Source organism: Burkholderia sp. Ax-1719, assembly GCF_011753055.1.
GTDB lineage: Bacteria > Pseudomonadota > Gammaproteobacteria > Burkholderiales > Burkholderiaceae > Paraburkholderia.
The window spans coordinates 371,545-393,038 of the sequence record NZ_VWWJ01000005.1; the positions used below are offsets into that span (position 1 = coordinate 371,545).

Genomic DNA, 21,494 nt, shown 5'->3' on the forward strand with positions numbered 1-21,494 from the left:
GATATAAAAAAACACCTATCCAGATAGGTAGGTGCGCAGGGAGGGGCAGTTCAGGAGAATGGCTGGGCGGCGTCACTCAACAGGCATATCTGACAGCGAGATACAAAATGGAACTTCTGGACAATCAATGGCAGGCGGGCACGAACTCCCTTCACAATGCGGGGGACCTCTCGTCGGTAATCGACCGTGTCCTGATCATCGCGTATCGGAAAAAGAAGAAAGAAAGCCAGCGCCGTTTCTGGGCGCGGTTCGGCGTGACGCAGTCGCGCGGCAGCCGTTTTGAATCGGGCGCGGAAATTCCGCCGCCGGTTTCGATTCTGCTGGGGCTTTACTTCAACAAGACGATTTCCGATGGCGATCTTGGCCGTGCCGAGCGCGTGCTGCGCCGTCCGGACCTGCCGTCATCGTCGATGATGATGCTCAGCCCGGGTCAATAAGACCCATCTGGGTAGCAATCACGGCAGCCGCACGCCGTGAGTTCACGCCGAACTTCCCGCGAATGTTCTTCATGTGGAAGTTCACGACTGCTTCGGAGCAGTTGAGAATGTGCGAAATTTCCCAGGTGGACTTGCCGAGGGCGGTCCACTTGAGACATTCTTTTTCGCGCGGCGTGAGTTTGGGAATCAGCGATTGAGCGTGGTCGCTCAGATGCCGCTGGCTGGTGTCGAGCACCAGATCGCGCAGCAGCACGAGATTGGGCAGCGCACGGTTGACGTCCTGCCAGAACGAGTCCGACGGGCTCGCATCATTCACGAAGCACAGCATGCCCGCCTCCTGGCGCGGGCCGTGGATCGGCAGGGTAATGCCGGCGCGCAGCCCGTGGGCGCGGGCTTCTTCGTACATCGTTTGCTGCTGCTCGGTGGCAAACAGTTCCGGCGACCAGATCAACGGCGACGACCGCGTCGTGCAGTGCGCGACGGTCGGGTCGAAATACGCCATGTTGTGATCGTTATAGGATTGCCGCCAGGCCGACGAGTAATTCGTCCGGATGAACGCGTCTTCTAGCCGCATACCGGGACGCGGCAGGATCGCCAGCATGACCTGGCCAAAACCCCACGAACTGGCGAGCTGAGACACCGCGTCGAACCACGCCGAATCCTCGGGTGCGTCGAGCACGGAAGACATCTGCTCAATGAAATGTAGAGGCACGTCAAGACTCTCCATCGGCGGTGGGCCAGACCGCAGGCGTCACTCGGGCGATATGCTGCTGCCCTTGCTAGCCTCGCTTCTTATGATGTAACAATTTATCACTAAATTCCGCAATGATCGCCTTTATCCCCTGGCAATGCTGGCTTTGCGCCAGGGATTTGCCCGGCCTTTGGGGAAGTCCCTGACGTAAAACGGGACGTTTCTGAACAAAAGTGCGTGTTTGACCTGTCTATGCGTGCTTACAGCAAGATAGGGCGGAATTGCATTTCAGCTTTCATTACCGATTTAGCAAATCGCTAAATCGTAATTGGCAATAATCGTTACCGACTGCATTGCCTTAATCGGCCACTCACCGTCATTCGCCGGATGCATTTTTTTGCACCCGGCGATTTTGTTATTCAAAACGCATAAAGTTTGAACCGGTTTGCAAATTTGCGGTAAACGCAACACAACCGCATGCCGAAACACGTTCGTCATGCGGGCATGCATGCGTCGCTGTATTGCAGCGCGTCAATTCTTGCGGTGCAACTCGAAAACGCGCGTTGGGCGTAGATGGTTCATGGCGTAGTGCAGCCGACCGGGGCTGCGCCGTTGCACCGGCACGCGGGAATCGGTGAGTTCGCCGTCGAGTTCGTAGGGTATTTCCGCGGCGGTCATGCCCAGGTCCACGGCCTCGAAGTCGGTCTGGGTGGCAAACGGCATGCGGTGCGCGAGGCCGCGGCTGTCGAATCCCGCCAGTCCGTCGCCGCTTTCGGGCACGCTGTCGTCGAGCGAAGCATTGCTGTTAGTGATTTCATCGGGGCCGATCAACCCAGCGCCGGCCAGGCGCGCGGCTTCGCGATTCTTCCCGTCGGTGTCGACGGTGCTGTCATGGGTGCGGTCGTTGTGCGATTCCGCGCTGCGCGGCGGCGCGGTGGGGGCCGGCATGGACGCCGGACGACGGGTGCCATCGGAAGGAGCCATGGTCTGTCCTCCAGGAGGAAAGGGGCAAAAAAGTGTCTGCTGCAACCTGCTAACCGATGCCGAGCAAGAGCCGTTCCAGCGCGCTTGCTGTGGACCCAGAATCCGGCGGAAAAGCAAGCCCGACCGCCAGGAAAACGCTTCCAGCCGCCGCGGATTTTTTTCGTTGGATCGCCGTATTTCCTCGGAGTATGATCCTCTTTCAACGAGTTGGCGCGCTTTAGATAGACGGTCCCACGGAGGATCGCCGCTGTGGCTTTGCCGCACGATCCTGTCGCGCCTACGAAAACGGACAAGGCAGTCAGGGGCGGACGAGACACATGCACTTCGACGCTGCATTCACGCATCGCGGCTATTTGCTCAATTGCGCGCCCGCACGCGCCGGCGACGGCACGTATCAACCCTATGTGGTGATTTCGCGCTCCAGCGACGGCGAGCTGGTTGCCAACCGTTTCTTCCCCGCCGAACTACGTTTTCCAGACGAAGCCGCCGCCATCGCCCATGCGCGCGACTGGGCCGTGCGCTGGATCGACGCCAGCAGCGTGACGCTCTGATCCTGCGAGGCGTCGCCCAGGGCACCTTCGGCGAACTATTCCAAAAAGCGGTAACCTCTGGGGTCGATACACTTCCATGCGATGGGCGCTCTTGCCGTCGCCGCATCACCATGTCAAATGCCGCTTTGCCCCCGTCTACCGGTTCATCCGCTTCGTCCGCTTCTTCCGCTTCGTCCGATTGGGGCCTCGAACAGATCGTCGCCGATCTGCGCGCGTCGCGCGAAGAACGTCACCGCACGCGCCATCCGCTGGGCATTCGCGAACTGCCTTCGCGCGAAGCCGTGGTCAATATCGTGGCAGGCCTGCGCGCCGCGCTCTTTCCCACGCACTACGGCGCGCCCGATCTGACCGACGAGAGCGTCGATTATTACGTCGGTCATACGCTCGAAAGCACGCTGCGCCTGCTCGCCGAGCAGATCCGACGCGCCCTGCGTTTCCTGCCGGAAAATGCCGATGCCAGCGACGATGTCCTGCGCGCCCGCGCCTTCAAGGTGGCGCGCGAATTCGGCCATCAACTGCCGGATATCCGCGCGCTGCTGGTGAGCGACATCCAGGCCGCCTTCACCGGCGATCCGGCCGCGCAGCACATTACCGAAATCCTGCTCTGCTATCCCGGCGTCTGGGCGATGACGCACCATCGGCTCGCGCATGCCCTGCATCGGCTGGGCGTGCCGCTGCTCGCACGTTTCATCAACGAGATCGCGCATTCGGCCACGGGTATCGACATTCACCCCGGCGCACAGATTGCGTCGAGCTTCTTCATCGACCACGGCACCGGCGTGGTGATCGGCGAAACGGCCATCATCGGCGAGCGGGTGCGCGTGTATCAGGCGGTGACGCTGGGCGCGAAGAGTTTTGCCGCCGATCTGGACGGCACGCTGGTGAAGGGCAATGCACGCCATCCGATCGTCGAGGACGACGTGGTGATCTACGCGGGCGCGACCATTCTGGGCCGCGTGACGATCGGGCGTGGTTCGGTAATTGGCGGGAACGTGTGGCTCACGCATAGCGTGCCGCCGGGCAGCAGCGTGCGCCAGGGCAAGATCCGCGAGATCGAGCGCGGCGACGAAACGCCCTGAAGAAAGCCCCTTGTTTTGCAGGGCCGCGCGGGACATTGTTCGTCAGGGCAATGTCCCGCGTCTGCTTTTGCGCTTAGGTATTCGGCACGCTCATCACGCCGGGACTGCCCACGATCGAGAGAAATTCGCGGCGCGTGGAAGGGTCGCTGCGGAACGTGCCGAGCATCCGAGACGTCACCATCGTCACGCCGGCCTTGTGCACGCCGCGCGTGGACATGCACTGGTGCGCGGCTTCGAGGATCACGCCCACGCCCTTGGGCTGCAGCACTTCGTTGAGCGTGTCGGCAATCTGCGCGGTCATCTTCTCCTGGATCTGCAGACGCTTGGCGAAGGCGTCGACCAGACGCGCGAGCTTTGAAATCCCCACCACGCGATGCTCGGGCAGATAGGCGACGTGCGCACGGCCGATGATCGGCACCATATGGTGTTCGCAGTAGCTCTCGAAGCGGATGTCCTTCAGCACGATCATTTCGTCGTAGCCGTCGACTTCCGAGAACGTGCGCGACAGGATCTCGCGCGGATCGTGCTCATAGCCCGCGAAAAATTCTTCGTAGGAGCGAACGACGCGCGCGGGCGTATCGAGCAGACCTTCGCGCGAGGGATCGTCGCCGGCCCAGCGCAGCAGCACGCGCACCGCGTCTTCCGCTTCTTCGCGCGAGGGGCGCGCGATAGCCACAGGCGCAGTTTCGATGTTGGACTTCGGCTTACGTTTCTTCTTTTCCGCGTTCTTTTCGTCGCTCATGCAGAGGCTCCTGTCAGGTGGCCCGCGCCCATGCGACGCGCGCCACGAACGCGCATTGTTCCACGATTTTCAAGCCCTCGCGCAGAGCGCTTTCTTTCCGCACATCACTTGGGCCATTCGTCCATCGCGTCGTTGAACAGCTCGGCGACCACGCTGCGCAGCCACGCGCCGCGCGGCGTGTTGTGAAACTTGCGATGCCAGTGTTGCTTGAGATCGAAGCGGGGCAGCGGCAGCGGCGGCTCGACCAGCGTGATCGAGGCGTGCTCGGAGACATAGGCAAAGCCGATCGCGTGCGGCACCGTCGCGATCAGATCGGTGCGCGTGAGAATGAACGGCAGGCTCATGAAGTGGGGCGTTTCCAGCACCGCGCGCCGCCGCAGGCGATTCTTCTCCAGATACTGTTCGAGCACCTCCTGACTGCGTCCTTCGGCGCGCACCACGGCATGGCCCAGGCCGAGAAACTGTTCCATCGTCATCTGCTTGCCTGCCAGCGGATGGCCGCTGCGCATCAGGCAGATGAAGCGGTGCGTGAAGAGGCGCTGCTGGAAGAAGTTGTTACCGCCCAGATCCGGAAAGAAACCGACGGCCAGATCGACGTCGCCCGACTCCAGACCGCGCTCGACCTGGTTCGGCGGCAGCGAAACCGAACGCAGATTCGCAAACGGCGCGCGCCGCGCGAACAGTTGCAGCAGGCGCGGCAAGAACACAATTTCACCGACATCCGAAAGCGCGATGGAGAACGTGTGCGTGCTGGTGGCCGGATCGAAGTCCTGCGCTTCGAGCATGCCTTTCTCGATGCGCACGAGTGCGTCGCGCGCCGCCGGAATCAGACCGAGCGCACGCGGCGTCGGCTCCATGCCGCGCGAGGTGCGCACGAACAGCGGATCGCCGAAAAACTCACGCAGCTTGCCAAGCGCCGTGCTCACGCGCGGCTGGCTCACGCCCAGCCGTTCGGCGGCGCGGCTCACGTTGCGCGTCTCTTCCATCGCGACGAGATAGGGGATGAGATTCAGGTCGAGGTCTTGCATGGAGCAGCGGATTGGGGATCGGCGGGCAGAAGGACTATGCTGAAGCGAGATAAACCTTAGTCGATCAATCTGGATTGCGGATATTGGGGTATGTGCGCAGAGACGGGTTAGTGAAGGGTTAATGAAGGTCGCATGGGGTTGACCCCGCCTTGACAAGCGCGCGTTCACACTCCGATAATGCGCTGGACGTTCGCTAAACGAATCAGTGTTCGTATATAGAACTTTTCGCGATCGGGTGGCGTGGACTTTCCGCGATGCGCATCGCTTTCAGGAACAGGCATGATCAACAAGATTTTTGATTCGCTTCAAGCCGCTGTCGCTGATATTCAGGACGGCGCCACGGTCATGATCGGCGGCTTCGGCACGGCCGGCATGCCGGCGGAACTGATCGACGCGCTGATCGCGCAAGGCTCGAAAGAGCTGACGATCGTGAACAACAACGCCGGCAATGGCGACACGGGCCTGGCCGCGCTGCTCAAGGCCAAGCGGGTGCGCAAGATCATCTGCTCGTTCCCGCGCCAGACCGACTCGTATGTGTTCGACGGCCTTTATCGCGCCGGCGAAGTCGAGCTCGAACTCGTGCCGCAGGGCAACCTGGCCGAGCGCATCCGCGCGGCGGGCGCAGGCATCGGCGGCTTCTTCACGCCCACCGGCTACGGCACCAAGCTGGCCGAAGGCAAGGAAACGCGCCTGATCGACGGCCGCCACTATGTGCTGGAAGCGCCGCTGCATGCGGACTTCGCGCTCATCAAGGCGTACAAGGGCGACCGCTGGGGCAACCTGGTCTATCGCAAGACCGCGCGCAACTTCGGCCCGATCATGGCGAGCGCGGCGAAGGTAGCTATCGCGCAGGTGTCGGAAGTCGTCGAACTCGGCGCACTGGACCCTGAAAACATCGTGACGCCGGGCATTTTCGTGCAGCGCGTCGTTGAAGTGCCGCAGCCGGCGCAAGCTGCGCTGCAAGCCGCTCAGGCCGCCTGACGCTACGGACGCTACGGAGTTAAGCAATGAAACGGTTGAATCGCGACGAAATGGCTCAACGCGTGGCTCAGGACATTCCTGAGGGCGCTTATGTGAATCTCGGCATTGGCGTGCCGACGCTGGTGGCCAACCACCTCGATCCGAGCAAGGAAATCTTCCTGCACAGCGAGAACGGTCTGCTCGGCATGGGCCCGGCGCCCACGCCTGGCCTCGAAGACGACGAACTCATCAACGCAGGCAAGCAGCACGTCACGCTGCTGACGGGCGGCGCGTTCTTCCATCACGCGGACTCGTTCGCGATGATGCGCGGCGGCCACCTCGACTACTGCGTGCTGGGCGCGTTCCAGGTGTCGGTGAGGGGCGACCTCGCCAACTGGCACACGGGCGCTCCGGACGCCATTCCCGCCGTCGGCGGCGCAATGGACCTGGCGCTGGGTGCGAAGCAGGTTTTCGTCATGATGGAACTGCTCACGAAGCAGGGCGAAAGCAAGCTGGTGAATGAATGCTCGTACCCGGTCACGGGCGTGGGCTGCGTGGGCCGCATCTACACCGATCTGGCCGCGTTCGACGTCACGCCGCAAGGTCTGGAAGTGCGCGAAATCTATTCGGATATCGACTTCGACGCGTTGCAAAAGCTCGCCGGCGTGCCGCTGATCGACGCGACGCTGAATCGCCGCGCGGCTTAAACTGCCGAAGCGCGCGTTCCTCTCGCAGATGAAACCCGCGTGGCGCGACCTCTGGCGGCAACAGTCGCCGGGCGTCGCGCCATCTGCGTTTATCTGCGCCCGCGTGTATCCAGACTTTTTTCCTATCGATCCATGATTGAACGCCTCACGAGCCTGATCTGCGGCACCGAGCCGATGAACGCCGTCTGGTCGCCCGACGCCACGCTGCAGCGCATGCTCGACGTGGAAGCGGCGCTGGCGCGCGCTTCGGCAGTCCACGGCGTGATTCCTCACAGCGCCGTGGCCGCGATCGAGGCGACCTGCAAGGCCGACAGGCTCGACGCCGAAGCGCTCGCGCGCGACGCCGCGCTGGGCGGCAATCTGGCGATTCCGCTCGTCAAGCAATTGACGGCGCGCGTGAAGGACGCCGACCCCGAAGCCGCTAAATACGTGCACTGGGGCGCGACGAGCCAGGACATCATCGATACCGCCACGGTGCTGCAATTGCGCGACGCGCTGGCGTTGATCGAAACGAGTCTCGACGCGACCTGCGCGAACCTGGCCGAACTCGCCCGCGCGCATCGCGCCACGCCAGCGGTGGGCCGCACCTGGCTCCAGCAGGCGCTGCCGATCACGCTGGGCCTGAAATTCGCACAGTGGCTCGACACGCTGCTGCGCCATCGCGAACGCCTCGCGGCGCTGCGCGAACGCGCGCTGGTGCTGCAATTCGGCGGCGCGGCGGGCACGCTTGCGAGCCTGCGCGACGCCGCATCGAAAGTCAGCGCCGAACTCGCCAAAGACCTCGGCCTCGCGCAGCCCGCGCTGCCGTGGCACACGCAGCGCGATCGCATCGCAGAAGCCGCATCGTTCTTCGGCATGCTGATCGGCACGCTGGGCAAGATCGCGCGCGATATCTCGCTGCAGATGCAGACCGAAATCGGCGAACTGGGCGAGCCTGCGGCAGCAGGCAAGGGCGGTTCGTCGACCATGCCGCACAAGCGCAATCCGGTGGGCTGCGCGGCGGTGCTGACTGCCGCCACGCGCGCGCCGGGGCTGGTGGCCACGGTGTTCGCGGGCATGGTGCAGGAGCACGAGCGCGCACTTGGCGGCTGGCAGGCCGAATGGGACGCGCTGCCCGAACTCGCACGCCTGGCGGCGGGCGCGCTCGCGCAGATCGAACAGATCGCGGGCGGCCTCGAAGTGCGCCCCGAGCGTCTCGCGGCCAATCTCGACGTCACGCACGGCCTGATTCTGGGCGAAGCCGTGATGCTCGCGCTGGGCGACCGTATCGGCCGTCTCGACGCGCATCATCTGGTTGAGCGCGCATCGAAATCGGCGGTGCAGTCGGGCCGCACGCTTTACGACGTGCTGGCGGCCGAACCCGCTGTCACGCAACATCTGGACGACGCGCGCCTGAAGGCGCTGCTCGATCCCGCCAATTACGTGGGCGAAGCGCACGCGTTCGTCGACGCGGTGCTCGCGTCGTACGCGCAATCGCAGCAGCGCACGCCCCATACTTCATCGCAGACTCATCAGGAGTAACCGCATGCCTTATGCAGCCGTCAATGACACGCAGCTGTTTTACCGCGTCGATGGTGCCGAAAACACCAACGCGCCGTGGCTGGTTCTGTCGAATTCGCTCGGCAGCGACGTGTCGATGTGGACGCCGCAGCTCGTCGAATTCTCGAAGCACTTCCGCGTACTGCGCTACGACACGCGCGGCCACGGCCACTCGGCCGCGCCGCAAGGTCCGTACACGATCGAGCAACTGACGGGCGATGTGATTGGCCTGCTCGATCACCTTGGCATCGCGCGCGCGCACTTCTGCGGCGTGTCGATGGGCGGTCTCACGGGCGTGGGTCTGGGTGCGCGTTTCGCAAGCCGCATCGACCGCCTCGTGCTGTGCAACACGGCCGCGAAGATCGGCACGCCGCAAGTGTGGGAGCCGCGCGCGGCGAAGGCCCGCAACGAAGGCATGCTGTCGCTGGCGGACGCAGTGCTGCCGCGCTGGTTCACGGCCGAATTCATGGAGCGCAACCCGCTCGTGATCGCCCAGGCGCGCGACGTGTTCGTGCATACGGACAAAGATGGCTACGCTTCGAACTGCGAAGCAATCAATGCGGCTGACCTGCGCGGCGAAGCAGCGTCGATCCAGGCGCCCACGCTGGTGATTTCGGGCACGCACGATCTGGCCGCAACGCCCGCACAAGGCCGCGAACTGGCCGAATCGGTGCAGGGTGGTCGTTACGTCGAGCTGAACGCCTCGCACATCTCGAACGTCGAACTTACCGACGAATTCAACAAGACGGTCCTGAGCTTCCTGCTGGAGTCGAAATGAACGAAGACGATCGCTACGAAGCCGGACTGAAAGTGCGTCGCGCCGTGCTGGGCGACGCGCACGTCGATCGCTCGATTGCCAATCGCACCGAGCTGACCGAGGAATTCCAGACGTTGATCTCGCGTTATGCGTGGGGCGAAATCTGGACGCGCGAAGGTCTGCCGCGTCACACGCGCAGCCTGCTGACGATCGCGATGATGGTTGCGCTGAACCGCAGCGAGGAACTGGCGCTGCATCTGCGCTCGGCGCGAAACAACGGCGTGACGCGCGACGAAATCAAGGAAGTGCTGCTGCAAACCGCGATCTATTGCGGCGTGCCCGCAGCGAATTCCGCGTTCCACCTCGCCGATAAAATCTTCAGCGAGCAGGACGCGCAGGCCGCAGGCGACAAGCCGGCCTGATTCTGTGCGAAAGGGCGCGCATCGCGCGTGCCCTCGAACGCAAAGTCTTTACTCCGCAGCGTCGTGTTCCGCCACATACTGGCGCAACACGGCGAGCACCGCGGCATCTTCGGCGCGGCTCGCTTCGTCGCTGGCCGAACCCGCTTCATCCTCTTCGCCCAATAAAGCGGGCGGCGCGGCAATCGTCTCGAATGCGTGGCCTTCGCGGAATACGCGAATCTCGTGCGTCGCCGCCGTATATTCCGCTACCCAGTGAACGCCTTCGATGTGCGCGCCCACACGAATCGGTGTTTTCATCGCCATCTCTCCTGCATTGCGGTTTCCATCAGCCAACAATACGCCGATGGCGCTTGCCTTGCGCGCATGATGATCGGACGAATAGCGGCATGCTGAAAGCAAAACGGCCCGCTCGAAACGAGCGGGCCGTTAATGCACCGTGATCTGGCGCGAACTCAGGCGACGCTTAGGCCACCTTCGCCAGCACCTCGCGCACCGTGCCGAACAGGCGCTCGATCTCTTCTTCGGTGATGATGAGCGGCGGCGAGAACGCCAGAATGTCGCCGGTGAAGCGGATCAGCACGCCCGCTTCGAAGCACTTCACGAACACCTCGTAAGCGCGTGCGCCCGGCGCGCCATCACGCGAGTCCAGCTCGATACCGGCGACCATGCCCAGGTTGCGTACGTCCTTCACGTGCGGCGCGTCGCGCAGTGCGTGCGCGGCGGCTTCGAACTTCGGCGCAAGGCTGTGCGCGCGTTCGAACAGGCCTTCACGGCGATACAGATCCTGCGTGGCGATGGCGGCAGCGGCAGCCAGCGGGTGCGCCGAATACGTGTAGCCGTGGAACAGCTCGATCGCGCCCGGCGCGCCGCTGTTGACCACCGTATCGTGGATCGTGCGGCTCACGGCCACGCCGCCCATCGGCACGGCCGCGTTGTTGATCGCCTTGGCCATCGTGATGATGTCGGGCGTGACGCCGAAGTATTCGCTCGCGGTGGCCTTGCCCAGACGGCCAAAACCCGTAATCACTTCGTCGAAAATCAGCACGATGCCGTGCTTCGTGCAGATCTCGCGCAGACGTTGCAGATAGCCTTGCGGCGGAATCAGCACGCCGGTCGAACCGGCAACCGGCTCGACGATCACGGCGGCGATGGTCGACGCATCGTGCAGCGCGACGATACGTTCGAGGTCGTCGGCGAGATGCGCGCCCCAGGCCGGCTGGCCCTTGGTGAAGGCGTTGTGTTCGAGGTTATGCGTGTGCGGCAGATGATCGACGGCGGGCAGCAGTTGGCCCGAAAACGTCTTGCGGTTCGCGCCGATCCCGCCCACCGAAATGCCGCCGAAGCCCACGCCGTGATAGCCGCGCTCGCGGCCGATCAGCTTGGTGCGCTGGCCTTCGCCGCGCGAACGATGGTAGGCGAGGGCGATCTTCAGCGCCGTATCGACCGATTCCGAACCCGAGTTCGTGAAGAACACGCGATCGAGCCCTTCCGGCATGATCTCCGCGATCTTGCTGGCGGCTTCGAAGGCCAGCGGGTGACCCATCTGGAAGGTGGGCGCGAAGTCGAGCTTGCCCGCCTGTTGCGCGATGGCCGCGACGATTTCCTCGCGGCCGTGACCGGCGTTCACGCACCACAGCCCCGCGCTGCCGTCCATCACCTCGCGGCCATCGGTCGTGCGGTAATACATGCCCTTGGCCGATTCCAGCAGGCGCGGCGCGGCCTTGAACTGGCGGTTGGCCGTGAACGGCATCCAGAACGACGAAAGATCGTCGATGACGGGGCGCGAAGTCATGGGTGTTCTCCTCCAAAGTGGTTGGACAGAATGTAGCGTCCGGGCTTGAAGGGCGGCATATACAGTCTCTATACTGCGCTGATAACCGTGCTGGACAATCTGGCGCAACTGTATTGGTCGGCGCGCGCAAGTCCGCTTGAACCCGATTTCCCTCCCTATGATCGAATTCGAACTGGAACGCGGACGCGGCGCCGCCACAACGCTCGTCGAGCAACTGGTGCGGGCCTTCGCCCAGGCGATCGAGTCGAACTCGCTGCGCACGGGCGCGCTGTTGCCCTCGGTGCGCCAGCTGGCGCAATCGCACGAGCTGTCCACCTATACGGTGACGGACGCCTACAACCGTCTGGTGTCGATGGGCCTGGTGGTGGCGCGGCGTGGCTCCGGCTACCGCGTGGCGCCGCGCCAACTCGCGCCGCGCGCCGCCGACACCGGCTGGCAACCGCCCGCGCTCACCGCCACCTGGCTGCTATCCGACGTCTACGCGGACCATTCCGTGCCGATCAAGGCCGGCTGCGGCTGGATGCCCACCGAGTGGATCAACGAAACCGGCCTGCACCACGCCTTGCGCGCGACCAGCCGCGTGCCCGCCGCACGGCTGGGCGATTACGGCCACCCTTATGGCTTCGCACCGCTGCGCGAACGCATTGCGGCACAACTGGACCGCCAGGGCCTGCCGATCGACGTCTCGAACGTGCTGCTCACGCAAGGCGCAACCCAGGGGCTCGATCTGATCGTGCGCACGCTGCTACGCCCCGGCGACGCCGTGCTGGTGGAAGACCCCGGCTATTGCAACCTGCTCCAGATCCTCAAGCTCGCCGGTCTCACGGTGCATGGCGTACCGCGTACGCCCGCAGGCCTCGATCTCGACGCGCTCGAACAGCAGGTTGCCGCCCATCGTCCGAAAGCGATCTTCGTCAACACGACGCTGCAGAATCCCACCGGCGCGACCTACTCGATGGCGAACGCGTTTCGCCTGCTGCAGATCGCCGAGCGCGAACGCATGTGGGTGGTGGAAGACGACGTAAGCCGCGAACTCGCTCCGCCTGGCGCGCCGCTGCTGGCCGCAATGGAAGGGCTGCGTCGCGTGCTCTACGTGAGTGGATTTTCGAAGACGGTGACGCCGTCGCTGCGCTGCGGCTATGTGGTGGCGGAGCGCGACGTGCTGCGTGAACTCGCGCGCGCGAAGATGGCGGTGGGGCTGACGTCGTCGGAAACGATCGAGCGCATCGTCGACAAAGTGCTGGTGGAAGGGCGCTACACGCGCCACGTCGAAATCGTCAACGAGCAGTTGAAGGTGGCGCACGCGGCGCTGGAAGACCGCATCGATTCGCTGGGGCTCGAACCGTTCTGCCGGCCGCGTGCGGGTCTCTTCATGCTGGTGCGCCTACCGGTGGAGGCGTCGCGCGCCGCCGCGATTGCCACGGCGGCCCTGCGTGACGGCATCTGGCTCGCGCCGGGCTCCTATTTCCGTCCCGACGACGCAGCTAGCGCGTGGTTCCGTTTCAATGCGCCGTATTCGCTCGACGACGCGCTGTGGCGCTTCATCGAGCGCGTCAGTAAAGCGGGCTAGCAGAAAGACGCCGCTTCAATCTGTAATCCTGATGAAGTCGATCAGCGTTGCAGCAGATGCGCGACCAGCGGGTACATCGACGCAACCAGCGACAGCGCCATGAAGATATTGAACGCGCGCAGGCGACGCGGATCGGCGAGAAAGCGGCGCATGCCCGTGCCGAACGCCGCCCACACACAGATGCAGGGCAGGCCGACCACGTAGAACACCACGGCCATCGCCACGGTATTCAAGCCGAAATCCGTCGACAGCCGGATCGTGGTGGCGGCGGTCAGCACCATCATCCACGCCTTGGGATTGATCCACTGAAACGCGATGGCTTCATGAAAGCGCATCGGGCGACGCTCGCCGGTCTTGACCTTGATATCGCCTGACGTACCGATCTTCCACGCAAGCCACAACAGATACGCCACGCTCGCCGTTTCCAGCACGGTATAGAGCACCGGAACGCGGCGGAACACCTCGCCCAGACCGAAACCCACTGACAGCATCAGTACCACCACGCCCGCGCTAATGCCCAGAATATGCGGCACCGTGCGACGGAAGCCGAAGTTGACGCCGGAGGTCAGCAGCATCGTGTTGTTCGGACCGGGCGTGATCGACGTGACGACCACGAACAGCATGCCGGCGGGCAGGGCGCTGAGCATTTCGGGCAGCATGGGCTAAAGGCTCCGGGGAAAAGATGGCGATCCTGACGATCGTGTCGAGCCAGTGTAACGACAGATCGCGGTACAGTACCGGTACAGTTAATCGGTCGGACGCCGGTACGGAAAAGGGGCGATTGGCAGGGATTGTCGGGCGGCTTTCGGCGTGCGTTCGAGTAAGAATCGGTAAAGCGGTGGTCGGGGGAATGAAATGGCCGTGCCCTAGAATCGATGAGCTCATTTGCCCTGATCCGTCCCGTCGATGCTCCGCTTTTTCGAATCGTCTGCGTCTCGCCGCGTACGTGGCCTGTCCCTCTCGCTGGCCTTGCTGGCGGCGTGCTGTTCGCCGCTCGCTCACGCCGACTGCCGCCCGACCGCCGAGCCCGGCACGATCGTCCTGCCGCTCTCGCCCGTGCATATCGCCGTGCCGCTTAACGCGCCGGTCGGCACCCAGGTTGGCTCGGCCCATGCGGCGATCGTCAGCGATATTCCGTTCACCTGCAGCGGCCCGGACAACACACGCGAGCTACGCGTGCTGGCGCCCGCCGATACGAACTCGGGCCTCGGAAACGTCTACGCGACCAGTCTGCCCGGCATTGGCTTTCGGATCATTACTCGCGGCGGCAGCTTCGCAGGCATCGACGATGGACCGCGCGACGCGGCGTATCGCGTCAAGCTGCCACCCGATGCGGCCAGGCTGACGGGTTTTGCCGTCGATATCGCCTTCGTCACGACGGGCAAAACCCAGGGCGGCGCGCTTGCGCCAGGGAAGCTGGCAAGCCTGTACCTCGGCGGCAACGAATTCATCGACGTGACCGTTCCGGAGAACGGCGTTGTGTTCGACGCGATGCAATGCACGCCGGTGTCGGTCAGCGGCGAGATGTCGGCGGGTGTCGGCACGATGGGCTCGTTCACGCAGGAGGCCGCAGTGATCAGCACCGGCTGCGGCGCGTTCGGCGCGAGCGTGGCGATTGGCGTGGGGCAGGGCTATATCTATGGTTCGCATCCCTCGCTAAGCGTGGATGCTGCGCCCAGACATCACGCGCATGAGAGTGGTGGTTTTGGCGCGTTCGATACCGCTATTCGTCCGGTCGCATCGGGTGTGACCGTGAAGCGCAATCGCGATAGTTCGGGAAACTTACTGATGGACGATGGACAGTCCGATACGATCGACGCAGCGGGCACGGCGCAGAGTTCGGCCAATGGCGCGGGATTCGGTGCAGGCGGCATGAGCGCTCGCATGCGGCATTGATGGATTGCGCTGCGACGGCCTCACCATCGCCAATGGGTCCAGTAGCCACCCAGAATGTCGTGGCCCAACTACGATTTAAAGTATTCCGGCACACGTTATCAATCGAATCAAGTCTTTTAAATCCGTCTTCCTCTACGATTTAAATGGTGTGCTGATATGCAGGCGCTGGATGCCTTATCGGGTGACCTTGTCGATCGGCCCGAAGAAGATCGCCCAGAGTTTGTCGCGACCGATGACGCGTCCGAGTTCGGCAACCACGCAGTAGTTGAAGATCAGCGTGAAGAGAAGAATCTGTACGCCCCAGAAGCGCGGCCAGTTCATATCGGCCAACAAGGCGGCGTTGGCGGCGTGCAGATGGTGCGACTCCTTCCAGTACTCGAACAGCCTCTCCAGATAGTGAAGCGCGGTAGCGACGACGGCGTACATCAGCGTCTTCCACGCGACGTTCCAGATCAGGGGTTTGTCGGGGAAGCGGTTGATGAACGGCAGCATGTCAGCTAGCAGCACGGCTTTGCCGAGGATCAGCGAAGCGACCAGAACGGAAGCCGAAGTCGGGATTGAAACGCCTGTGCCCTTGATCATCAGGGAGCGAACAATGGCGACGATATGCAGGATGACGAAAAAGAAAATGGTGGGCGGGAGCACCTTGAGAAATTCGTGCTTGAGCTTGTTTGTCAACGTCGTCATGATGCTGTCCTTCACGCAGGTTTGAATTAAAACTATATCGCCAGATTGCTTTGCGCCGGTTATTCGGTGCAATGGATGAATGTGCGAAAAATATCAAAACAATCGCGATATCAATTTACAAAATCAGGTCAATCAGGACGCGAATTCATGGCTCGGATCCTGAGCGCGTAAGCCTGGCGTGGTTCACGACTGATGGATAGCCCGATGGGCCGTTTACGCGCCCATCTCTTGATCGTAATGATGCGTCTATTAAAAAATTGCTCATGATCCGCGCGTTGGCGGCCCGCAAGCTGATCGTTCCTGCGCGCGGGCGTTCGCGTGTTGTCGGCAGAAGGGGGCGATGTGATCGTCTTCGGGCTTGTCGTAATATATTCGCGAATATAGCGATACGAACCCCGGACCTGGAGGCAAGCAATGTTTATCCGGCAGCTCAACTATCTGGTTACCCTGGCAAAGGAACAGCATTTCGCACGCGCGGCCGAGCTTTGCAACGTCACGCAACCGGCGCTTTCGTCCGCCATCCGCAGTCTTGAGAACGAACTGGGCCTGGTGATCGTCAGGCGTGGGCGCCGTTTTCTGGGCTTGACCGAGGAGGGCGAGCGCGTTCTGGGGTGGGCCCGCCAGACGATCGCCGCACTCGACCATATGAGGCAGGACGTCTCTGTCTCGAACCTGTTGACGGGGACGGTCAGGATCGGTGTGATTCCGACGACGATGCCGGTCGTGAGCCTGCTCATCGCTACCTGCCGTGAGGCGCATCCCCTGCTTCGCTATGCGGTGCGCTCGTTGAGTTCGGATGCCATTCTGCGGCAGCTCGACGAATATGAGCTCGATATCGGCTTCACCTATCTCGACGATCATACGCAGGCCGGTTTCGAGGTGCTGCCGCTCTATCGCGAACGCTATGTGCTGGTTTCGCCGACGGGATCTGACGATGACGCGCGTGCCGGCAGCGGCCGTTGGGACGCCCTTGGCGATCTCCAGTTCGGGCTGCTGGATTCCTCCATGCAGAACCGCCAGGTGATCAACGCCGCTTTCCGTCGCGCCGGCGTGCAACCCAAGGTCGTTCTTGAGGCGGATTCGTTGCTGACGTTGATGTCGAACGTGCAGCATGCGGGCCTTCACACGGTGTTGCCGCATAGCGTGCTCAGCGTCATGGACAGCACCCGGCGCGATGCGGTCACGCCGCTCGAACCGGAACTCACGCGGGAAATCGGTCTGATCGCCCGCGACCTGCCATCCCGTCCGCCGCTCGTCGCGGCTTTGTGGCGGGTCGCACAATACCTCGACCTGCAGGCCAGTTTCGACGCTTTCCTGGAGCGCCCGCAGGCCAGCGCCGCTGTATCGGCTGAAGTTTCATAAGCCGCGTTTATCAGCTGATACGTCGAAACGATTGGATCGCCATTGTGCTTCTCGTTGACACTCTGTCCGTCGATCGATCGCCGCAGCAAAGCGATCGGACAGCCGGCGGCGTCAAGGGCCCCGGTTCCTCGCCCATCAGAGTGGAGACAGATATCGTGGCAAAAATTGTTTGTGTGCTGTATGACGATCCGGTCAACGGTATGCCGAAGCAGTACGCCCGCGACACCCTTCCTGAAATCACGCGCTATCCCGATGGCCAGACCACGCCGACGCCCCGGGCGATCGACTTCACGCCCGGCCATTTGCTGGGTTGCGTGTCAGGTGAACTGGGCCTGCGCAAGTATCTGGAATCGAACGATCATCAACTGGTGGTGACGTCCAGCAAGGACGGCGCCGACAGCGTGCTCGACCGCGAACTGCACGACGCCGAAATCGTGATCTCGCAACCGTTCTGGCCGGCCTATATGACGGCCGAGCGCATTGCGAAAGCGCCGAAGCTCAAGATGATCGTCACGGCCGGGATCGGTTCGGATCACACCGATCTGCAGGCCGCGATGGATCGCGGCATCACCGTGGCGGAGGTCACCTATTGCAACAGCAACAGCGTGGCCGAGCATGTCGTCATGACCACGCTGGCGCTGGTGCGTAATTATATTCCTTCGCACAACATAGCAAACAATGGAGGATGGAATATCGCGGACTGCGTCGAGCGTTCGTATGACGTCGAAGGCATGAACGTGGGTACCGTCGCCGCCGGGCGCATTGGGCTGCGCGTGCTGCGCCTGCTCAAGCCTTTCGACATGAAGTTGCACTATCTCGATCGCCACCGTTTGCCTGAATCGGTGGAGAAAGAGCTCAATCTCACGCATCACACGAGTCTCGAAAGCCTGACGCGCGTGTGCGATGTGGTGACGCTGAACTGTCCGCTGCATCCGGAAACCGAGCACATGATCAACGCGGCGTCGCTGAAACACTTCAAGCGCGGCGCTTATCTGATCAATACCGCTCGCGGCAAGCTATGCGATCGGGACGCGATTGTCGATGCGTTGAAAAGCGGTCAACTGGCGGGCTATGGCGGCGACGTCTGGTTCCCGCAGCCCGCTCCGGCCGATCATCCGTGGCGCAGCATGCCGCATCAAGGCATGACGCCGCACATCTCCGGCACGAGCCTTTCCGCGCAGGCGCGCTATGCGGCGGGGACGCGCGAAATCCTCGAATGCTATTTTGAGGGCCGGCCGATCCGCGACGAATATCTGATCGTGCAGGGCGGCAAGCTCGCCGGCGTTGGCGCACATTCGTACAGCGCGGGCAACGCGACAAAGGGCTCAGAGGAAGCCGCGCGCTTCAAGGTGGCCTGACGCCTATGACGACCCCGGCCGCCACTTCCGCTGGCGCCAACGGGGCCGCAACGTGGCGCAGCCAGGCCGGCAGCATTCTGTTTGCCGGCCTGGGCGCATTCGTTGCATTGGCGCTCGTGGGCTTGCTGGCACAAGAGACCTCGGCACCCTGGATTCTCGGTTCGTTCGGGGCCACCTGTGTTTTGCTGTTTGGCTTTCCCGCCAGTCCGTTTTCGCAACCGCGCAACATCATCGGCGGACATGTCCTCACTTCGCTTACGGGCCTGCTCTGTTTGCATCTGTTTGGGCCGGGATATCTGCCGATGGCCATCGCCGCAGCATGTGCACTGATGCTGATGATGCTGACGCGAACGGTTCATCCGCCGGCGGGCAGCAATCCCGTCATCATCTTTGCCGCGCAACCAGGCTGGTCTTTCCTGGTACTCCCAACGATGATAGGCGCGGTTTCGCTGGTCGTGATCGGCTGGCTCTACTGGGCGGTGTTGCGACGCGGCGCCTGGCCGCGCCGGTAGTCGTTCAGTGAGGACCCAGCGTGAGCGAGGCCGATGCGCGACACACATCGCGCCCGCTCACGTCACGCAAGATCGAGCACCAGCGTTGGGCTTTGCGCGCCGGACACGCAAACCATCATGACCTTGTTCGCGGCTCTATCGGCAGTCGTGAGCACGGCATCGCGATGCGAGGGACAACCGGCCAGCACACGGGTTTCACACGCGCCGCATAAACCCTCGCGGCAGCTATAGTCGACATCGACGCCCGCTTCGAGCAGCACATCGAGCAACGGCACGCCTTCCGGTACGCGCAAATGTCGCCCGGACTTCGCAAGTTCGACGGTATAGCCGTGTTGCGTCACATCGACCAGCGGAGCCGTCGCGGCAAAGCGCTCGATGTGCACATGGCGGATACCCGCTTGCGCACAAGCGGCTTCGAATGCATTCAACATCGGATTCGGCCCGCAGCAATAGGCATGAACATCGGCAGGCTGTTGCGCGAGCAGAGCCGCGAGATCGAACGGCCGCCCCTGATGTTCGGCGTCGAAGTGCAGATGCACGCTGCCATCGGCGGCATCGAGTTCATCCAGATACGCAGCCTGCGAGCGCTCGCGCGCGCAATAGACGAGATGCACGCTGCGGCCCGCTTCCCGCAGACGCCGGTACATGCACAACATCGGCGTGATGCCGATGCCGCCCGCGATCAGCACCGTCGACGCTGCATTCTCGTCCAGCGCAAAGTGATTGCGCGGTGCGCCAATCGTCACGACCGCGCCACAACGCAACTGCTCGTGCACATAACGCGAGCCGCCGCGGCTGTTTGCGTCCGCGAGTACGCCAATCACGTAACGGTCCACATCGTCCGGCGAATTCACGAGCGAATAGCTGCGAATGAGCCCACCAGGAAGATGCAGATCGATATGCGCGCCCGGCGTGAAGCGCGGAAAGCGTTCCTTGCCGGCTGGCACCAGTTCGATGCCGAGTACGCGCTCCGCTTCATGGCGCAACGTGCGCACGCGTGCTTCGATGCGCGCAAGTGGGGGATTCGCGCTCGCGTCGCCGGTTGGATGTTGCATGGTTGCAGACTCTCGTGAGGTGGAAAGCAGGCGTATCAAGACGTCTGATCGACAGGCGCGTCGTCGCGCGCTTCGTGCGCAGCCTCATTGCGCGCCCCGTGCACCGAGAAGAAACGCGCGCCATTGACTTTCTGGCCAATCGCCGCTTCATAGGCTTCGCGCACGCTCGGCGGCTGCCCGTATTGACCGATGAAATCGCGCAGATACGCACCCAGCAGCGGATGCGCCGACAACTCCGCCAATGGCAAGCCATTGATCATTTCATCGCGGCACGCCGACGGCAAAAACACATTCTCGTTTTTTGCGCTATCGGTGATCAGGCCTTTGGGCGTTGCGCCTGCCGCCACCGCTTCAAGCTCCTCGAAGAAGCGCCGGCGCAGCATCACGATGCCGCGATCGCTAGCACCGAGCGTCTCGCGCGTGCGATCGGTGATCGCACCTTGACCGACCCAGGCAGCAAAGTCCTGATTGGCTACGTGACTAGTGATCCATTCGCCGTGCTCGTCGCGCAGCGGTCCATACCACGCGGGAATATGCTGCTGGACATACGGCTCCTGTTCTTTGGGCACCTTGTTGTAGACCCACAGCACGCTCAGCGTATTTTCATCGTCGATGGGCACGCGCCATTCGAAGTGATGGCCGAGATAAAAACCATTGGGCCACAACGTCACACGCCCGGTCGTCCACATCGGATTCTGCTCGGTCTCGTGTGCGCGCAGGCGCTTGTAGACAAAGCCATATTCGAATTCTTCGTATTTCGTTTCCAGATGCGTTGGCACATGTTCGGAGTGGCGGTCCTGCTGACGTTCAGTCCAATTGTTGTGCGTCCATTCAAAATGAATCGGATCGATCGAGTTTTCCTGGCACTGAAACCAGTTGCAGGGAATCTCCGCCATGACGACCTGCGCAAAGCCATTCGTATAACTAAACGGTTCCCAGTCCGGCAATTCCGGCGCGGGCGACGGACCCATGTAGGCCCATACCATGCCGGCCTTGGCCCGCACTTCGTAGGCCGTGATGCGTGTCTTCTGGCGCAGGCGCGCTTGCGTATCGACGATCTCTTCGTACGGCTGATGCGTGCATTGGCCCTTCGAGTCGAATTCCCAGCCGTGATACGCGCAACGCAGGCCGCATTGTTCGACGAAGCCAAACGCGAGATCGGCGTTGCGATGCGGACAGCGACGTTGCACGAGGCCGAAATTGCCGCTCAAATCCTTGTACAGCACGAGGTCTTCGCCAAACAGACGAATAGGGCGCACGGATTGATCGTCGAATTCCGCGACGCCGGCCACCGGGTGCCAGTAGCGCCGCAAATAGTTGCCCATCGGCGTGCCTGGCCCAACTTCGGTGAGCATTTTATTTTTT

General features: G+C 62.6%; 23 protein-coding genes. 13 read left to right on the forward strand and 10 right to left on the reverse strand.

Annotated elements, in window-relative coordinates; genetic code table 11:
• The first annotated feature begins 107 nt into the window (after window positions 1-107).
• Window positions 108-437: an XRE family transcriptional regulator gene (locus F3J17_RS13220; RefSeq protein ID WP_167058841.1), complete on the forward strand. Its 330-nt coding sequence runs from the start codon at window positions 108-110 to the stop codon at window positions 435-437.
• Here the strand turns inward: F3J17_RS13220 and F3J17_RS13225 are convergent.
• A complete protein-coding gene (locus F3J17_RS13225) occupies window positions 421-1,125 on the reverse strand; it encodes a LuxR family transcriptional regulator (protein ID WP_167058843.1) in 705 nt (234 codons plus the stop codon). The two genes, F3J17_RS13220 and F3J17_RS13225, sit on opposite strands and share 17 nt — an antisense overlap.
• Window positions 1,126-1,659: 534 nt before the next feature.
• Complete coding sequence (locus F3J17_RS13230) at window positions 1,660-2,112, reverse strand: DUF3005 domain-containing protein (RefSeq protein ID WP_167058694.1); 453 nt, start codon at window positions 2,110-2,112, stop codon at window positions 1,660-1,662.
• A 317-nt stretch (window positions 2,113-2,429) separates the two neighbouring features.
• Here F3J17_RS13230 and F3J17_RS13235 point away from each other — a divergent pair, with 317 nt between their 5' ends.
• Window positions 2,430-2,663: a hypothetical protein gene (locus F3J17_RS13235; RefSeq protein ID WP_027815329.1), complete on the forward strand. Its 234-nt coding sequence runs from the start codon at window positions 2,430-2,432 to the stop codon at window positions 2,661-2,663.
• A 110-nt stretch (window positions 2,664-2,773) separates the two neighbouring features.
• A complete protein-coding gene (epsC, locus tag F3J17_RS13240; protein ID WP_205194769.1) occupies window positions 2,774-3,742 on the forward strand; it encodes a serine O-acetyltransferase EpsC in 969 nt (322 codons plus the stop codon).
• A 73-nt stretch (window positions 3,743-3,815) separates the two neighbouring features.
• Here the strand turns inward: epsC and folE are convergent, their stop codons facing one another.
• Together folE and F3J17_RS13250 are read right to left on the reverse strand one after the other, a co-directional pair.
• Entirely contained in the window at window positions 3,816-4,484 is a 669-nt protein-coding gene (gene folE / locus F3J17_RS13245) for a GTP cyclohydrolase I FolE (RefSeq protein WP_240160945.1), read from the reverse strand.
• Window positions 4,485-4,588: 104 nt separating this feature from the next.
• Window positions 4,589-5,512, reverse strand: coding sequence for a LysR family transcriptional regulator (locus F3J17_RS13250; protein ID WP_167058696.1), 924 nt, complete (start codon window positions 5,510-5,512; stop codon window positions 4,589-4,591).
• A gap of 279 nt (window positions 5,513-5,791) precedes the next feature.
• Here F3J17_RS13250 and F3J17_RS13255 point away from each other — a divergent pair, with 279 nt between their 5' ends.
• The 5 genes from F3J17_RS13255 to pcaC all read left to right on the forward strand — a co-directional run bounded on the left by F3J17_RS13255 (window position 5,792) and on the right by pcaC (window position 9,897).
• Window positions 5,792-6,493 carry a 3-oxoacid CoA-transferase subunit A gene (locus F3J17_RS13255; RefSeq protein WP_167058699.1) on the forward strand — a complete coding sequence of 234 codons (702 nt, stop codon included), beginning with the start codon at window positions 5,792-5,794 and terminating at the stop codon, window positions 6,491-6,493.
• A gap of 26 nt (window positions 6,494-6,519) precedes the next feature.
• Window positions 6,520-7,179 (forward strand): 3-oxoacid CoA-transferase subunit B, encoded by a 660-nt coding sequence (locus F3J17_RS13260; protein WP_167058702.1) that lies wholly within the window; start codon window positions 6,520-6,522, stop codon window positions 7,177-7,179.
• A 132-nt stretch (window positions 7,180-7,311) separates the two neighbouring features.
• Window positions 7,312-8,700 carry a 3-carboxy-cis,cis-muconate cycloisomerase gene (locus F3J17_RS13265; protein ID WP_167058705.1) on the forward strand — a complete coding sequence of 463 codons (1,389 nt, stop codon included), beginning with the start codon at window positions 7,312-7,314 and terminating at the stop codon, window positions 8,698-8,700.
• Between the two features lie 4 nt (window positions 8,701-8,704).
• On the forward strand, window positions 8,705-9,496 hold the full coding sequence (gene pcaD, locus F3J17_RS13270) for a 3-oxoadipate enol-lactonase (protein ID WP_167058709.1): 792 nt from the start codon (window positions 8,705-8,707) through the stop codon (window positions 9,494-9,496).
• Complete coding sequence (gene pcaC / locus F3J17_RS13275) at window positions 9,493-9,897, forward strand: 4-carboxymuconolactone decarboxylase (protein ID WP_167058712.1); 405 nt, start codon at window positions 9,493-9,495, stop codon at window positions 9,895-9,897. Before pcaD ends, pcaC begins: the two co-directional genes overlap by 4 nt.
• A gap of 48 nt (window positions 9,898-9,945) precedes the next feature.
• Here pcaC and F3J17_RS13280 read toward each other — a convergent pair whose 3' ends face one another.
• Both F3J17_RS13280 and F3J17_RS13285 read right to left on the reverse strand, forming a co-directional pair.
• The gene (locus F3J17_RS13280) at window positions 9,946-10,194 is read right to left on the reverse strand and encodes a hypothetical protein (RefSeq protein ID WP_167058715.1); all 249 of its coding nucleotides are present in this window, start codon (window positions 10,192-10,194) and stop codon (window positions 9,946-9,948) included.
• Between the two features lie 166 nt (window positions 10,195-10,360).
• Window positions 10,361-11,689 carry an aspartate aminotransferase family protein gene (locus F3J17_RS13285; protein ID WP_167058718.1) on the reverse strand — a complete coding sequence of 443 codons (1,329 nt, stop codon included), beginning with the start codon at window positions 11,687-11,689 and terminating at the stop codon, window positions 10,361-10,363.
• A 157-nt stretch (window positions 11,690-11,846) separates the two neighbouring features.
• On the opposite strand from F3J17_RS13285, the gene F3J17_RS13290 reads away from it, so the two are divergent.
• On the forward strand, window positions 11,847-13,259 hold the full coding sequence (locus F3J17_RS13290; protein ID WP_167058721.1) for a PLP-dependent aminotransferase family protein: 1,413 nt from the start codon (window positions 11,847-11,849) through the stop codon (window positions 13,257-13,259).
• 41 nt (window positions 13,260-13,300) lie between these two features.
• Here F3J17_RS13290 and F3J17_RS13295 read toward each other — a convergent pair whose 3' ends face one another.
• Window positions 13,301-13,918, reverse strand: coding sequence for a LysE family translocator (locus tag F3J17_RS13295; protein WP_167058724.1), 618 nt, complete (start codon window positions 13,916-13,918; stop codon window positions 13,301-13,303).
• A 247-nt stretch (window positions 13,919-14,165) separates the two neighbouring features.
• Between F3J17_RS13295 and F3J17_RS13300 the strand changes: the two genes are divergently transcribed.
• Complete coding sequence (locus F3J17_RS13300; RefSeq protein WP_167058727.1) at window positions 14,166-15,155, forward strand: hypothetical protein; 990 nt, start codon at window positions 14,166-14,168, stop codon at window positions 15,153-15,155.
• 174 nt (window positions 15,156-15,329) lie between these two features.
• On the opposite strand, the gene F3J17_RS13305 is transcribed toward F3J17_RS13300, so the two are convergent.
• Window positions 15,330-15,842 (reverse strand): hypothetical protein, encoded by a 513-nt coding sequence (locus F3J17_RS13305; protein ID WP_167058730.1) that lies wholly within the window; start codon window positions 15,840-15,842, stop codon window positions 15,330-15,332.
• A 414-nt stretch (window positions 15,843-16,256) separates the two neighbouring features.
• Here F3J17_RS13305 and F3J17_RS13310 point away from each other — a divergent pair, with 414 nt between their 5' ends.
• From F3J17_RS13310 to F3J17_RS13320, 3 genes are all read left to right on the forward strand, one after another.
• A complete protein-coding gene (locus tag F3J17_RS13310; RefSeq protein ID WP_167058732.1) occupies window positions 16,257-17,204 on the forward strand; it encodes a LysR family transcriptional regulator in 948 nt (315 codons plus the stop codon).
• 155 nt (window positions 17,205-17,359) lie between these two features.
• Window positions 17,360-18,562, forward strand: a complete 1,203-nt coding sequence (locus tag F3J17_RS13315) for an NAD-dependent formate dehydrogenase (protein ID WP_167058735.1) — start codon at window positions 17,360-17,362, stop codon at window positions 18,560-18,562.
• 5 nt (window positions 18,563-18,567) lie between these two features.
• Window positions 18,568-19,074: an HPP family protein gene (locus tag F3J17_RS13320; RefSeq protein ID WP_167058738.1), complete on the forward strand. Its 507-nt coding sequence runs from the start codon at window positions 18,568-18,570 to the stop codon at window positions 19,072-19,074.
• 62 nt (window positions 19,075-19,136) lie between these two features.
• On the opposite strand, the gene F3J17_RS13325 is transcribed toward F3J17_RS13320, so the two are convergent.
• Window positions 19,137-20,129, reverse strand: a complete 993-nt coding sequence (locus F3J17_RS13325; protein WP_167058741.1) for a PDR/VanB family oxidoreductase — start codon at window positions 20,127-20,129, stop codon at window positions 19,137-19,139.
• 35 nt (window positions 20,130-20,164) lie between these two features.
• Complete coding sequence (locus F3J17_RS13330) at window positions 20,165-21,484, reverse strand: aromatic ring-hydroxylating dioxygenase subunit alpha (RefSeq protein ID WP_240160946.1); 1,320 nt, start codon at window positions 21,482-21,484, stop codon at window positions 20,165-20,167.
• Between the last annotated feature and the right edge of the window lie 10 nt (window positions 21,485-21,494).